This is a genomic window from Luteimonas aquatica (assembly GCF_022662575.1).
GTDB classification, from domain to species: Bacteria; Pseudomonadota; Gammaproteobacteria; order Xanthomonadales; family Xanthomonadaceae; genus Luteimonas; species Luteimonas aquatica.
This window is the reverse complement of record NZ_JALBFU010000014.1, coordinates 12,927-28,339: the sequence shown is the minus strand read 5'-3', so window position 1 is coordinate 28,339 and position 15,413 is coordinate 12,927. Positions and strand designations below refer to the sequence as shown.

Annotated in this window: 9 protein-coding genes; 8 read left to right on the top strand and 1 reads right to left on the bottom strand. The window is 72.5% G+C overall.

What is annotated here, in order from left to right; translation table 11 throughout:
* Positions 1–52: 52 nt before the first annotated feature.
* The 4 genes from MD221_RS16025 to MD221_RS16010 all read left to right on the top strand — a co-directional run bounded on the left by MD221_RS16025 (position 53) and on the right by MD221_RS16010 (position 5,712).
* On the top strand, positions 53–2,233 hold the full coding sequence (locus tag MD221_RS16025; protein ID WP_242112976.1) for a bifunctional (p)ppGpp synthetase/guanosine-3',5'-bis(diphosphate) 3'-pyrophosphohydrolase: 2,181 nt from the start codon (positions 53–55) through the stop codon (positions 2,231–2,233).
* Between the two features lie 159 nt (positions 2,234–2,392).
* Positions 2,393–3,478, top strand: coding sequence for an amidohydrolase family protein (locus MD221_RS16020; protein WP_242112963.1), 1,086 nt, complete (start codon positions 2,393–2,395; stop codon positions 3,476–3,478).
* Positions 3,475–4,005: a cupin domain-containing protein gene (locus MD221_RS16015; RefSeq protein WP_242112962.1), complete on the top strand. Its 531-nt coding sequence runs from the start codon at positions 3,475–3,477 to the stop codon at positions 4,003–4,005. The genes MD221_RS16020 and MD221_RS16015 overlap by 4 nt, the downstream gene beginning before the upstream one ends.
* A 141-nt stretch (positions 4,006–4,146) precedes the next feature.
* Positions 4,147–5,712 carry a hypothetical protein gene (locus MD221_RS16010; protein WP_242112961.1) on the top strand — a complete coding sequence of 522 codons (1,566 nt, stop codon included), beginning with the start codon at positions 4,147–4,149 and terminating at the stop codon, positions 5,710–5,712.
* Positions 5,713–5,736: 24 nt separating this feature from the next.
* Here the strand turns inward: MD221_RS16010 and MD221_RS16005 are convergent, their stop codons facing one another.
* Positions 5,737–7,866: a glycosyltransferase gene (locus tag MD221_RS16005; RefSeq protein WP_242112960.1), complete on the bottom strand. Its 2,130-nt coding sequence runs from the start codon at positions 7,864–7,866 to the stop codon at positions 5,737–5,739.
* Between the two features lie 325 nt (positions 7,867–8,191).
* Here MD221_RS16005 and mrcB point away from each other — a divergent pair, with 325 nt between their 5' ends.
* From mrcB to MD221_RS15985, 4 genes are all read left to right on the top strand, one after another.
* Entirely contained in the window at positions 8,192–10,651 is a 2,460-nt protein-coding gene (gene mrcB / locus MD221_RS16000) for a penicillin-binding protein 1B (RefSeq protein WP_242112959.1), read from the top strand.
* A 137-nt stretch (positions 10,652–10,788) separates the two neighbouring features.
* Entirely contained in the window at positions 10,789–11,316 is a 528-nt protein-coding gene (locus MD221_RS15995; RefSeq protein ID WP_425602295.1) for a hypothetical protein, read from the top strand.
* The gene (gene yoaA, locus MD221_RS15990; RefSeq protein ID WP_242112956.1) at positions 11,282–13,345 is read left to right on the top strand and encodes a DNA repair helicase YoaA; all 2,064 of its coding nucleotides are present in this window, start codon (positions 11,282–11,284) and stop codon (positions 13,343–13,345) included. Before MD221_RS15995 ends, yoaA begins: the two co-directional genes overlap by 35 nt.
* A gap of 347 nt (positions 13,346–13,692) precedes the next feature.
* Entirely contained in the window at positions 13,693–15,327 is a 1,635-nt protein-coding gene (locus MD221_RS15985; protein ID WP_242112955.1) for a M4 family metallopeptidase, read from the top strand.
* Positions 15,328–15,413: the final 86 nt, after the last annotated feature.

The following is a 15,413-nucleotide window of genomic DNA, read 5'->3' as shown; positions in this document are numbered from 1 at the left end:
GTAGACCTCCCGTTTCCCGCCCGGTACCGCTGTGCCTTCCCCCGCGCACGACATGCTCGATTCGCTGCTGGCGCTTCCGGCGGTGGCGGCCTTGCCCGAGCGTCTGCGCCTATTGCTGCGCGAGGCAGCCGAAGGCGGCGGCGCGGCGGACGGCTTGGCGCTGTCGGAGCCGTTGCCCGTGCTCGCCGACACGCTGCAGTCGCTGGCGCTGCTCGGCGCCGACGGCGAATCGGTGCTGGCCACGGTATTGCACGCCGCCAGGCCCTGGGCCGAACGCCTGGAACCCAGGCTCGCGCGCGAGCAGACCGGCATCCTGGCGCTGCTGGAAGGCCAGCGCGCCGCGCAGCAGGTGTGGACGCTGCATGCCGAGCGCGGCCGCCGCGGCGGCGTGGAAGGCCTGCGGCGCCTGCTGCTGGCGATCGTGCGCGATCTGCGCGTGGTGCCGATCCTGCTGGCGCGGCAACTGGCGCGCATGCGCCACGCCGCGCAACTGCCGGAGGACGAGCGCCGCGCGCTGGCGCGGCTCACCCGCGACATCCATGCGCCGCTCGCCAACCGGCTCGGCATCTGGCAGCTGAAGTGGGAGCTGGAGGATCTCGCCTTCCGCATCCTCGAGCCGGATACCTACCAGAAGATCGCGCGCCTGCTCGACGACAAGCGCGTCGGGCGCGAGCGCTACATCGAGCAGGTCAAGCGCCTGCTCGGCGAGGCGCTGCGGGCGCAGGGCGTGCGCGGCGAGGTCGCCGGACGGCCCAAGCACATCTACAGCATCTGGAAGAAGATGCAGAAGAAGGACGTGCCCATCGGCGAGCTCTACGACCTGCGCGCGGTGCGCGTGCTGGTCGATGACGTGCCCGCCTGCTACGCCGCGCTCGGCGTGGCGCACGCGTTGTGGGCGCCGATCCCCAGCGAGTTCGACGACTACATCGCCCGGCCGAAGAACAACGACTACCGTTCGCTGCACACCGCCGTGGTGGGGCCGGAAGGCAAGACGCTGGAGGTGCAGATCCGCACCTTCGAGATGCACGCGCAGGCCGAGCTCGGCGTCGCCGCGCACTGGCGCTACAAGGAGACCGGCGGATCGCAGCGCTCGGCCGCCAGCAACGCCGCCAACGACCGCAAGATCGAATGGATGCGGCGCCTGCTGGAGGCGCACGCCGAGGGCGGCCGCGAGGGCGACGAGGCGGCGCTGGCAGGCGGCTTCGACACCGAACTGGTCGAGGACCGCGTGTACGCGCTCACGCCGATGGGCGAGGTGATCGACCTGCCCAACGGCGCCACCCCGCTGGACTTCGCCTACCACGTGCACACCATGGTCGGGCATCGCTGCCGCGGCGCCAAGGTCGACGGACGCATCGTGCCGCTCGACTACCGGCTGCGCAGCGGCGAGCGCGTGGAGATCCTCACCGGCAAGGTCGCCGAGCCGCGCCGCGACTGGCTGCTGGTCGCCAACGGCTTCCTGGCCAGCGCGCGCTCGCGCGAGAAGGTGCGGGTGTGGTTCCACAAGCTCGACCGCGCCGGCAACGTGCAGGCCGGACGCGAGCTGCTGGAGAAGGAGCTCAAGCGCCTGGGGCTGCATCACGCCGACCTGGCTCCGGCGCTGGCGCGCTTCAACGCCGCCACGCTCGACGATCTCTACGTGCAGGTCGCGCTCGGCGACGTCGGCCCGCACCAGGTGGCGCGGGCGCTGCACGAGCACATCGAATCGCGCCGCCAGCGCGAAGAAGGCTCCGACAACCTGGTGCCGCCGGAGCTCGCGCTGCGCCAGCCGCGCAAGGCGCCCAAGGTCTCCGACTCGGCGTTCACGGTGGTCGGCGTGGACAACCTGCTGGTGCAGGTGGCGCGCTGCTGCCAGCCGCTGCCGGGCGAGGCGGTGGCGGGCTATCTCACCCGCAATCGCGGCGTCAGCGTGCACCGCGCCGACTGCGCCGCCTTCCTGCGCCTGTCGGCCGGGCAGCCGCAGCGCGTGCTGCCGGTGGAGTGGGGCCGCACCGGCGGCGGCTACGAGGCCGGCGCCGCCATCGACGCCATCGACCGCAAGTATCTTCTCAAGGACATCACGAACCTGATCGCGCAGGAGGACGTGCACGTGCTGTCCATCCAGAGCGACCACGCCGCGCAGGGACAACTGCGGCTGCGCCTGCGCCTGCGCGTGCAGGACTACGGCCAGCTCTCGCGCCTGCTCGGCAAGCTCGACAGCCTGCCCGGCGTGCAGCAGGCGCGGCGCGCCTGACGCGTCCCGGATCGCGCCTGTTCAGGCGCGATGGAATGATCAGTTGCAGCGTTCGGGGTGGACAAGGGGACGGGCGCGCGCAGAATCCGCTGCATCGCGGCGGCGCGGCGTCGATGATGCAACGCGGGCCGCAGCCGATTCCCCCGCGGAGACATCGACATGCGCATCGACGTGCACGCACACGCCTGGAGCGAGGCCTACCTGGACCTGCTCGCCGAACTCGGCAACGACCGCACTGCGGTGCACCGCGGACTCGGCGCCGGCACCACGCCGGAGGAGCTGGAGGCGCGCTTCGCGCTGATGGACTCAGCCGGCATCGCGCTGCAGGTGCTCTCGGCCACGCCGGCCTCGCCGCATTTCGCCGACGAGGCGGCCGCGGTGCGGGCGGCGCGCTTCGTCAACGACGAATACGCCGGACTGGCGCGCCGCCATCCCGCCAGGTTCCGCGCCTTCGCCTCGCTGCCGCTGCCGCACGTGGCGGCCTCGCTGGCCGAGCTGGCGCGCGCGATGGACGGGCTCGGCATGCTGGGCGCGTGCATCACCACCTCGGTGCTGGAACGCTCCATCGCCGATCCAGCCTTCGACGCGCTGTACGTCGAGCTCGACCGCCGCGGCGCGCTGCTCTACGTGCATCCGGCCGGCTGCGGGGCGTGTTCGCCGCTGATCGCCGATCACCACCTGACCTGGTCGATCGGCGCGCCGATCGACCAGGTCAGGTGGTGGTCGGCGATCAGCGGCGAACACGCCCCGCACCCGGCCGGCTGCGGGGGGTGTTCGCCGCTGAGCGCCGATCACCACCTGACCTGGTCGATCGGCGCGCCGATCGAAGACACCGTGGCGGCGCTGCACCTGATCCTCGCCGGCATTCCCAAGCGCTATCCGCGCATGAAGATCGTGCTCTCGCACCTGGGCGGCGCGCTGCCGATGGTGCTGCAGCGCGTCGAGCACCAGGTGCCCTGGGAGGCACCCGGCACGCCCGAGCGCCCGACACTGGCGGCGCGGCGCATGTGGTACGACACGGTGGGCCACAACCATCCGCCGGCGCTGCGCGCGGCGGTCGACACGCTGGGCGCCGACCGCCTGCTGCTGGGCACGGACTTCCCGTACCAGGCGGACGATCTGTTCCGCGCGGCCGTGGACTATGTGTCGCGCGCCGGGCTGGCCGAGGACGCCATCGGCGCGATCCTGGACCGCAACGCGGCCGCCTTGCTCGGCCTGGACGCGAAGGCGGAGGGCGCGCCATGAAGGACGGCATGCCCGATCTCGAGGGCGCCCGCCATCTGTGCCGCGAAGAGGGCACGGCGATCGCGCCCTGGCGGGTGAAGGCTTGCGGCGACGACACCGGCGGCCGCTTCGATTTCCTGGTCGGCGAGGTGGCGTATCGCAGCGGTCCGCCGCTGCATCGCCACAGGGTCGAGGAGGACAGCTTCTACGTGCTCGAGGGCATCCTGACGGTGCAGAGCGGAGAGCGGGTGTTCGAGGTGGGACCGGGCGAGTTCGTGACGTTCCTGCCCGGCACCGCGCATACCTTCGACAATCTGCGGCCGGACCAGCCGCCGGTGCGGGTGATCAACCTCATGACGCCCGGAGGCTACGATCGCGTGCTCGTCGTGTTCAGCGAGGCGGGCACGCAGGCGCTGGACGAGGCGACGGCGCGATCGCTGGAGGAACGCTTCGGCGTGGAGATCGTCGGGCCGCCGCTGCGCGATTCGCTGGAGCGTGCGGGAACGGCCTCGTGGCGCTCCGCGGACGAGCGCGCGCCGCCCGGCTGAACCGGCCGGCAGCGCCGCACTGGATTCCCGCAGGGCATCTTTTATGCTGCGCGGGTGAGCCGCGATCGCAAGACGCCAGCGCAGGAGGGTCCGGGCGACGCCGGTGACGCGGGCAGGACGGACGGTCGCCGCGAGCCGCGCATGGGCTGGCTCGACGATCTCGATTTCCGTGCCCTCGACCTGCGTGCCTTGGACGTGCGCGCTGTGTCGCGCAGGATGGCCGACGCGCCCCGGACGGTGCGCTGGGGCGGCTGGGCGGCGGCGGCCGTGATCGTGCTGCTGCTCGCGGCCCTGCTGCTGCGACGGCCGCTGGCCGATTTCCTGTGGCCGGAGACGCGCGCGCAGGCCTTGCGCACGCAGGCGGCCCAGGCGCTGGCGCAGGGGCGGCTGAGCGCGGAGGACGGCAGCGGCGCCCGCGAACTGTACGAGGCGGCGCTGGCGATGGACCCGGATCGCAACGAGGCGCGGGCCGGCCTGGCGCGCGTGGCCGTGGCGGCGCTGGCGCAGGCGCGCGCCTTGGCCGCGCGCAACCGCTTCGACGAGGCGCATGCTGCGCTCCGGCTGGCGCAGGAGCTGTCCGCTCCGCGCAGCCAGATGGCGCCGGTGGAGGCGGCCTTGCGCGCGCGCGAGGCCGCGCATGCCGGTCTGCCGGCGCTATTGGCGAAGGCCGGGGCCGCCGCCGCCGCGGGCCGCCTGGTCGGCGACGAGGCCGCCGCCTTGCCCTTGTACAAGCGCGTGCTGAGCCTGCAGCCGGAGAACAACGCCGCGCTGGAAGGGCGCGAGGACGCGCTCGGCAATCTGCTGCAGCAGGCACGCGCGCAGCTGCGCGAGGGGCGGCTGGCCGAGGCGGTGTCGGCGATCGCCGTGGCGCGCGAGTACGACGCGGGCCACGTCGATCTGCCGGAGACCCAGGCGCGGCTGAACGAGGAGCTGGAGAACGTGCGCCGCCGCGCCGGCGCGGAACTGCGCGCCGACCGGCTGGAACGCGCGGCGGACGGCTATCGCATGCTGGGCGAGGCGGGGCTGAAGGTCGAATCGGAGACCGGCCTGGCGCAGGTGGCCAGGGCGCTGCTGCGGCACGCGGAAACGGCCGCCAGCGACTTCCGCTTCGCCGAGGCCGACCGCCTGCTGGCGCGCGCGCGCGCCACCGCGGCGATTCCCGCGGCATTGGCCGAGGCCGAGCGCCACATCGCCCGCGCGCGGCAATCGCATGCGCGCCTGGACAGCGGCCTGTCCCCGCGCGAGCGCGCCAGGCGCGCCAATGTCCTGCTCGAGGCCGCCGCCGCCGCCGAGGCGCGTGGCGACCTGCTCACCCCGCCCGGCGACAGCGCCTTCGACAAGTTGCGCGCCGCCCGCGCGCTGGCGCCCGACGATCCGGCGGTGAAGCGCGCCTCGGCGCGGCTGCTGCCCGCGGCCAAGCGCTGTTTCGAGGAGGAGCTGCGCAGCAACAATCTCGCCCGCGCCGGCGGCTGCCTCGACGCGCGCGTGATCGTCGAGGGAGCCGCGGAAGGCGAGAGCGCGTCGCTGGCGCAGGCCAGGCGGCGCCTGGCGCAGCGCTGGCTGGCGGTGGGCGACGAGCGGCTGGGCGCGGGCGAGGTGCAGGCCGCGTCCTCGGCGCTGGCCTCGGCGCGGCGGCTGGACCCGGCCACGCCGGGCATCGCCGAATTCGAGGAACGGCTCGGCAGGGCGATGCGCGGCGAGCGCTGAGCGCCGGCGGGCGTCGCGCCGGACTCACGCTTCCCGGGATGTGTTTTCCAGGAATACCCGGCGCACCGTCTCGCGCGCCGCGTCCGGGGAAAAGTGGCGCGCCACGTTTTCCAGGCCGTGGATGCTCAGCGCCAGCCACAGCGTCTCGTCGCGGTAGAGCTGCACCACGGCGCGGGCGAAGGCGTCCGGCGTGTCGGCCACCAGCACGTCGAAACCGTCCTGCAGGTGCATGCCCTCCACCGCGCAGGAAGTCGCCACCACCGGCTGGCCATGGGCCATGCTGAGGTTGATCTTGCCCTTGACGCCGGCGCCGAAGCGCAGCGGCGCGACCGCGACGCGCGCGCCGTCCATGTAGGGCGCGATCTCCGGCACGTGGCCGTGCACCAGCACGCCCTCGTGCGCGGCCAGCGCCTGCACCTCGGGGGTGACGTCGCCGCCGACGCAGTGCAGGCGCACCTGCGGCAGCGCCTGGCGCACCAGCGGGAACGCCTCCTCGACGAACCAGCGCACGGCGTCGGCATTGGGCGGATGGCGGAAGCCGCCGACGAAGACCAGGTCCTGCCGCTGCGGAAAGGGCAGGCCGGCGCCGGCGATGCGGTGCAGGTTGGACAGCAGCTCCACCCGCGCCTGCGGCGCATCGCGCGCCAGCAGTTCGCGTTCTGCCGCGCTTACCACCAGGGTGATGTCGCTGTGCGCGATGGCGTCCAGCTCCAGCGCGCGGGTGCGCTCGGCCGCGCGCTGCAGGCGGGCGTCGCCGGCGACCTCGGCGGCGCGGCGCTCGCGCAGGTAATGCAGGTCGATGGTGTCGAACACGATCCGCGCCTGCGGCGCGTAGCGGCGCAGCAGCGGCAGGAATTCGCGGGCGACGTAGTGGCGGCAGACGACGACGGCGTCGAAGCGCGGACCGTGCTCGCGCAGCCAGGCCGGCACGCGCCTGGCGTAGGGGGCATACCAGGTCTCCACGCCGAGCTGCTGCAGCGCCTCGGTATAGCCGCCGGCATGCTTGGGCGTGGCGGGCAGGAACACCACGTGCGCGCCTTCCTCGACCAGCAGCCGCATCATGTTGAGCAGACGCAGCGATCCGGAATCGCGATCGGGCGTGGGCGTGAGCGCGTCGATGACCAGTACCTGCTTCTGCCCGCGGTGCAGCAGCGCCGGCGTCGGCACGGTGCCCGCCGGCAGCTGCCGGGCGAGCATGTCGCGGCGGTGCGCGGCGAAGCGCTCGCGGTTGCGCACCTGGTACGCCTTGACGCCGCTGCCGGTGTCGGTGCCGGCGGTGGCGCCTTCGGCATGCACCACACGCGCGGCCGGCTGGTACAGCACGCGCAGGCCGGCGGCGCGCACGGCGAAGGCGAGGTCAGTGTCCTCGTAGTAGGCCGGCGCGTAGCGCTCATCGAAGCCGCCCAGCCGCGCGAACAGCGCGCGCGGGATGGCGATCGCCGCGCCGCTGACGTAATCGGCCTCGCGCAGGTAAGCGAAGCGCGGGTCGCCCGGCGCCTGGAAGCGGCCGTAGTTCCAGCCGCTGCCGTCGGCGAATACCACGCCGCCGGCTTCCTGCAGGCGGCCGTCGGGGTAGAGCAGCTGGGCGCCGACCAGGCCGGCGTCGGGCACTTCGTCGAAGGTGCGCAGCAGCGCTTCCAGCCATCCGGGCTGGGGCACGGTGTCGTTGTTGAGGAAGACCAGGTACTCGCCGAGCGCGAGCGCGGCGCCGTCGTTGCAGGCGGCCACGAAGCCGCCGTTCTCGCCGCGCCGGTGGTAGTGCAGGCCGGCGATGCGCGGCAGCACCTGGGCGCTGTGGTCGGGAGAGGCATCGTCCACCACGATCACCTCGAAGGGCGTGCGCGGCGGATGCTCGGCGAGCGCGCGCAGGCAGGTCAGGGTGTGGCCGAGGCGGCCGTAGACGGGAATCACGATGCTCACGCGCGGCTCGCCGCTGGTGGCCAGCGCGGCCGGTGCCGGCAGGCCGTCGGCGTTCGGATCGGCGGCCGGCAGGTAGAGCGCCGAGCGCCGCGTCGCCGAGACGGGGCCGAATTGCGCGATCAGGCGTTCGCGGGTGGCGCGCCAGCCGCGCGTGCGCAGGCTGAGCAGACCGCGATGAAGGAGGCCGGTGGCGCGATCGAACAGGAAGCGCGCATCGACCAGTGAAAACGACATTCCGGGGCTGCTCCGGGTAGGGGGACACGCGCCTGGCGGATGCCCGCAAGACAACCGCCGTATGGCGAACGCACGGCCATCGAGGCCCGGGGGACGGCATCGATTGCGTAGCGATGCAAGTTTAGCGGATGCCCGCCGAGCCTCGCGCCCGTGCCTGAACGCCCGGTTAGGGAGGAACGTGCGGGCCCCCGGAATCGGCCATCGGCCAAGGGTGCGCGCCGGAGGCCGCGGCCGTCTGCGCTAGACTCAGCCGCCGCGTGCGTGCCAGGCATGGCCGCGCCGGCACAGGTCAGCACCCTCCCGCTCCGAACAGACACCGCCGAACGTGGCCCGCATCGATTACGACGAAGACGAATACGACGAGGACGGCGACCACGCCCCGGATTGGCGCCGACGCGTCCTGACCTGGGTACTGGCCGCGATCGGCCTGGGACTGGGCTTTCTCATCCCGTACACGCTCTATCTCAACCACCAGGTCTCGCAACGCTTCGGCCAGCTGAAGTGGCAGATTCCGACCCGCGTGTACGGGCGGCCGCTGCTGCTCGAGCCCGGGATGTCGATGGACGCGCGCACGCTCAAGACCGAGCTGGACGCCGCCTCCTATCGCGGCGACGGCGGCACCGGTGCCGGCACCTATGTGCAGGATGGCGCGCGCTGGACCATCGCCAGCCGCGGCTTCCGCGACGTCGACCGCGCCGTGGCGCCCAGCCGCGTCGAGCTGACCGTCTCCGGCGGCCGCCTGCAGGGTCTGCGCGATGCCGGCAACCGGCGTGCGCTCAAGTCGGTGCGGCTCGATCCGGCGCGCATCGCGACCCTCTACGGCCAGAGCCAGGAGGAGCGCCGCCTGGTGCGCATCGAGGATGTGCCCGAGCTGCTGGTGACCGGGTTGCAGGCGGTGGAGGATCGCGATTTCGCCCACCACCACGGCATCGACCTCAGCGGCATGCTGCGCGCGGTGTTCGTCACCGTGAAGTCCGGCGGCAAGACCAGGCAGGGCGCCAGCACGCTGACCCAGCAGCTGGCGCGCAGCGGCCTGCTCGGCATCGGCCGCGAACAGACGCCTTCGCGCAAGTTCAAGGAAATCCTCTACGCGCTGCTGATCGAGGCGCGCTACGACAAGCGCACCATCCTGGAGGCCTATCTCAACCAGGTCTACCTCGGCCAGCGCGGCGCGCAGGCGATCCGCGGCGTCGCGGCCGGCGCCGAGTTCTGGTTCGGGCGCGAACTGCAGGACCTGGGCACCGAGCAGATCGCGCTGCTGATCGGCATGGTCAAGGGGCCGTCCTACTACGACCCGCGGCGCAATCCGGACAACGCGCTGCAGCGGCGCAACTTCGTGCTGGGCGAGATGCTGGAAACGGGGCTGATCCAGCAGGCCGACTACGACCGCGCGCTGAAGATGCCGCTGGGCATCAGCCACGCGCCCGGCAGCCTGGCGGCCAACCGTTTTCCGGCCTATGTCGACCTGGTGCGCCGCCAGCTGATCCGCGACTATCCGGCCGACGCGCTGCAGGGCGCCGGCCTGTCGGTGATGACCGGCATGTCGCCCTCGGCGCAGGCCTATGCCGAGGGCGCGGTGACGCGCACGCTGAAATCGCTGGAGAACAAGCGCCGTCCGCCGCTGCAGGCGGGCCTGGTGGTGACCGACGTGCACAACGGCGACGTCGTCGCCGCGGTCGGCAGCCGCGATTTCGCCCAGCCCGGCTTCAACCGCGCCATCGAGGCACAGCGCCCGGTCGGCTCGCTGCTCAAGCCCTTCGTCTACCTGCGCGCGCTGGCGCTGCCGGACCGCTGGTCGCTGGCCACCTGGGTGGACGATTCGCCGGTCACCGTCACCCTGGACAACGGCAAGCGCTGGACGCCCGGCAATTCCGACGGCCGCAGCCACGGCAGCGTGCGCCTGATCGATGCGCTGGCGCAGTCCTACAACCAGGCCACGGTGCGCGTGGGCATGCAGGTGAAGCCGGCGGTGGTCGCCGACCTGATCCACACGCTGGCCGGGATCGAGGCGCCGAGCAATCCCTCGCTGATCCTCGGCGCGGTCGACCAGAGCCCGTATGCGATGGCGCAGCTGTACCAGTTCCTGGCCTCCGGCGGCGAGATCCAGCCGCTGCACCTGGTGCGCGGCGTGCTCGACGCGCAGGGCAAGACGGTCAAGCGCTACGACAAGCCGCCCAAACCGGCGCAGGAGGGCGATTCGATCGCGGTGCGGCTGGTGACCACGGCGCTGCAGCACACCGTCACCTCCGGCACCGCGCACCAGCTGGTCAACGACGGCCTGGGCCGGCTCAATGCCGCCGGCAAGACCGGCACCAGCAACGACGGCCGCGACAGCTGGTTCGCCGGCTGGACCGGCGATCACCTCGCCGTGGTCTGGGTCGGCAACGACCAGAACGAGATGACTGGCCTGTACGGCGCCACCGGCGCGATGCGCGTTTGGTCGGGACTGTTCTCGCGCCTGCCGAGCGCGCCGCTGCAGTTCGGCGCCAAGGGCCTGGACTGGCAGTGGGTGGCGCAATCCAGCAGCACCGATGCCGGCTGTCCCGGCGCGCGGCGCTTCCCGTTCGCCGCCGGCTACGCGCCGCCTTACGAGCCGTGTCCGTACGCCGCGCCGGCCGCGCCCTACGGCGAGGGCCAGCCGGCGACGCAGGAGCAGGGCGGCGACGGCTGGTGGAGCCGATTGTTCCGCGGCGACCGGCGCGAGCCGGCGCCGCAGCCGCAGGCGCAACCGCCGCAGCAGCCGCAGCAGCCGCAGCCATCCCAGCCGCAGCAGGCGCCGCGCTGAATGAGGGGCGTGGAAACGGTGTCGCGCGAAGTGTCGCAGGATCGGGGAATCAGCCAGGGGGCCCATGCGCCGGACCGGGGATCGGGCGCGCCAACGTTGACCGTTCGAGGTGCTTGATGTCGATTCCCTTCCCCCGCCTGTCCCGTCTCCCGCTTTTCCTCCTTTCCGCCGCGGCCCTGCTGTCGCTGGCCGCCTGCACCAGCACGCCGCCACCGCCGCCGGCGCCGGCCCCGCTGAGCAGCGCCACGCCCGAGCAGATGGTGGCGGCGATCCGCGGCGCCGCCGGCAGCGGCGACAGCGAGCTGGCGGTGCAGCCGCTGCGCGATCCGCAGGTCGAGGACCTGCGCGAGGACGCGCAGCGCCTGGAGGCCCAGCGCCGCTATGCCGACCAGGCCAAGGCGCTGGACCAGGCGCTGGCCATCGTGCCCGACGATCCCGCGCTGCTGCAGGAGCGCGCCGAGGCGGCGCTGCTGCTCGAGGATTACGCCAACGCCGAGACGCTGGCGCGGCGCGCGTTCGAGCTCGGCTCCAAGGTTGGCCCGCTGTGCCGCCGCCACTGGGGCCTGATCGAACAGGCGCGCCTGCACGCCGGCGACGCCGCCGGCGCGGCGAACGCGAAGACGCAGGTGGATGCCTGCAAGGTTCCCGGTGTCGACAGGTTCTGAAGCGCCCGCTGCCGCGGCGCCGGAGGCCGGACACGCGGATGCGGCGGGATCGCTCGCCGAGCGCAGCCGCGCGGCCCTGGCCGAGGGCGGCGTGCTGGCGGTGCGCATTCCAGGCTTCGCGCCGCGCCCCGCGCAGCAGGCGCTTTCCGGCGCGGTGGCGCGGGCCTTCGACGGGCGCCAGGTGCTGCTCGCCGAGGCCGGCACCGGCACCGGCAAGACCTTCGCCTACCTGGTGCCGGCGCTGCTGTCGGGCGCCAAGACCATCATCTCCACCGGCACGCGCGCGCTGCAGGACCAGCTCTACCACCGCGACCTGCCGCGGGTGCGCGACGCGCTCGGCGTCGGGCTGAAGACCGCGCTGCTCAAGGGGCGCGCGAACTACCTGTGCAAATACCGCCTGGAACGCGCCAAGGGCGAGCCGCGCTTCGCCTCGCGCGAGCAGATCGCGCAGTTCCAGCGCATCGTCGCCTGGAGCGGCCGCACGCGCCAGGGCGACCTGGCCGAGATCGACGCGCTGCCGGAGGATTCGCCGCTGCAGCCGATGGTGACCTCCACCGTCGAGAACTGCCTCGGCAGCGAGTGCCCGTTCTACGGCGAGTGCTTCGTGGTGCAGGCGCGGGCGCGGGCGCAGAGCGCGGACGTGGTGGTGGTCAACCATCACCTGCTGCTGGCCGATCTCGCGCTCAAGCAGGAGGGCTTCGGGGAGATCCTGCCCGGCGCGGAGGCCTTCGTCGTCGACGAGGCGCACCAGCTGCCCGACCTGGCCGCGCAGTTCTTCGGCGAAGGCCTGTCGGCGCGGCCGCTGGTCGAGCTGGGCCGCGACGCGCTGGGCGAATGCAAGGACGTCGAAGGCTCGCTGGCGATCGTGCAGCAGCCGGCGCGCGAGCTCGAACACGCCGCGCGCGCGCTGCGCGCCGCGATGGACGAACTGCCGCCGCGCGGCACGCAATGGCGCGCGCTGCAGGCGCCGGGCGTGGAGGAGGCGCTGGACGCGCTGGCGCAGGCGCTGGTGCGCCTGGCCGAGGCGGTGGCGCCGCTGCGCGACGCGTCGCCCGGATTCGAGACCTGCCATGTGCGCGCCCAGGACCAGCTCGGACGCCTGACGCGCTGGCGCGTCAGGCGCGAGTTCGACGAGGACTTCGAGGCCGGCGACGAGGACGTGCGCTGGTACGAGCTCTCGCCGCGCGGCTTCCGCCTGCAGCGCACGCCGCTGGACGTCTCGGCGCCGCTGCGCGCGCACCGCGAACGCGCGCGCGCGGCCTGGGTGTTCACCTCGGCCACGCTCGCGGTCGACGGCCATTTCGAGCACATCTCCGAGCGGCTCGGCCTGCTGGAGCCGGAAACCCTGCTGGCGCCGAGCCCGTTCGACTGGCCGCGGCAGGCGCTGTGCTATCTGCCGCCGCGCCTGCCCGAGCCGAACGCGCGCGACTACACCGCCGCGGTGGCCGAGGCGCTGCTGCCGGTGCTGCGCGCCTCGCAGGGCCGCGCCTTCGTGCTGTTCGCCTCGCACCGCGCGCTGCGCGAGGCCGCCGAGCACCTGCGCCACGGCCCCTGGCCGCTGTTCGTGCAGGGCGACGCGCCGCGCCACGTGCTGCTGCAGCGCTTTCGCGAATCCGGCAGCGGCGTGCTGCTGGGCGCGGCCAGTTTTCGCGAGGGCGTGGACGTGGCCGGCGCCGCGCTCAGCGTGGTGGTGATCGACAAGCTGCCCTTCGCCGCGCCGGACGATCCGGTGTTCGAAGCGCGCCTGGACGCGATCCGCAACCGCGGCGGCAATCCCTTCCGCGACGAACAGCTGCCGCAGGCGGTGATCGCGCTCAAGCAGGGTGCCGGCCGCCTGATCCGCACCGAGACCGATCGCGGCGTGCTGGTGCTGTGCGATCCGCGCCTGCTCGGCAAGAGCTACGGCAAGGTGTTCCTGGATTCGCTGCCGCCGTTCCCGAGGACGCGCGCGATCGGCGACGTCGAGGCCTTCTTCGACGCGGAGCATGCAAGCGAACGGCAAGACGGAGCCGGCGACATCGGCGTGTAGGGCGCGTGAAGGTCTTGCATCGTCCGTAGAAGGAGCTGCAAAAAATTGTCACCCCGCTTTCTGCAAAGCGCGGGCGCGACGGCGATCGGCAGCCGGCGCCGGCGATCGTTGGCCGGAAATCCCTTGGCGAACGGCGATTTACGGGGATCGCGCCGCGCGCGGGCATGACGCCGAAGCACGAAGTTCCGCACGCGGTGGCGATTCGCGGATGTTCGCGGCGCGCGCCGTGCGCACGCGCAGCATGACAGGCGCCGCGCCACTGATGACTATTGCCTTGGCTTGATGCCACGTCGAATCGCATCGTCGCATTCGATGTTTCCGTCGTCATCACAGGGAGTAGCCTCAACATGAAACTGCAGATGCATCCGCTCGGATTGGCCATCCTCGGCGCAATCGTCCTGCCCATGTCCGCGCTGGCGGCGCAGCCGCTCTCCGCGAGCGGCGCCTCGCTGCGCGCCCAGGCCCTGGTCGATACGCCCGCCAACGCCAAGGCCTTGCAGCGCGCCGACGGCGATACCTTCAGCGCCCGACGTATCGCCCGCGACGGCGACGGCACCGAGATCGTGCACATGGATCGCCTCAGCGGCGGCCTGCGCGTGATCGGCGGCGACGTGATCGTGTCCTCGCGCAACGGCCGCATGCGCGGCGTCGAGATGAGCCTGAAGACCCAGCAGCGGCCGCTGTCGCGCAAGCCGCGCCTGGATGCCGCCAGCGCCGCGGTGGAGGCCGGCGCGCGCTTCGGCGGGCGCGTCGACAGGATCAGCGGCAACGAGCTGGTGATCTGGGCGCGCGACGGCAAGCCCAAGCTCGCCTACGAGGTGCGCGTCGACGGCCAGGCCACCCGGGACCATCTCGGCCTGATGCTGTATTACGTCGATGCCGCCACCGGCAAGGTGCTCGACGCGCAAAGCCGCCTGCAGACCGCCGCGGCGACCGGCACCGGCAAGACCGTGCTCTACGGCAACGTGGGCTTCACCACCGACCAGGTCGGCGCGAGCAGCTTCCGCATGGTCGATCCCACTCGCGGCAACGGGCAGGTGTGGGACGGCAAGGATCTCTACTACGCCAACATTCCGACATCGTCGAGCCCGACGCTGTTCACCGACGCGGACAACACCTGGGGCAACAACGCCACCTCCGACCGCGCCAGCGCCGCGTCCGACATCCATTACGGCGTCGGCATCACCTGGGACTACTACAAGGCCACGCACGGCCGCAACGGCATCTTCGACGACGGGCAGGGCGTGAAGAGCTACGCGCACGCCAAGTTCGACGTGATCCCCGGCTTCCCGTTCTGGCTGACCGGCGCCAACGCCGCCTGGTGGGGCGACCACAAGATCATGCTCTACGGCGACGGCGACGCGCTGTTCGGTTTCCCGAAGCCGCTGGTGGAGATCGACGTCGCCGGGCACGAGATGACGCACGGCGTGACCGAGGCCACCGCCAACCTGGCCTATTCGGGCGACGCCGGCGGACTCAACGAATCCAGCTCGGACATCTTCGGCACGCTGGTGGAATTCTTCGCCAACAATCCCAACGATCCGGGCGACTACATCATCGGCGAACTGGTCTCCAGCAACGGCGGCCTGCGCAAGATGTACGACCAGGCTTCCGACGGCAGCTCGTTCAACTGCTATCCGGCGGGCGGCTTCAGCACCAGCAACAGCGCGCACGATCCGCACTACACCTCCGGGGTCGGCAACCGCTTCTTCTTCCTGCTGGCCGAGGGTGCGGTGCCGCCGAGCGGCAGCGGCCTGACGCCGGCGCAGCTGGTCTGCAACGGCGACACCGGCATCGTCGGCATCGGACGCGACAAGGCCGGGAAGATCTGGTACCGCACGCTGACCACCAAGCTCACGTCCAATGCCTCGTATCCGCAGGCACGCGCGGCGAGCATCGAGGCGGCGACCGAGCTGTACGGCGCGGGGTCGGCGGAGGCCGCCACCGTGGCCAGGGCCTGGAGCGCGGCCAGCGTGAACTGACCTGCCGTCGCGCGGCAGGGCGTGCGTCATCGGAAACGGCCCCGCGCGGGCCGTTTCCTTTTGTTCGCGGTGCGATGCGGCGGGCC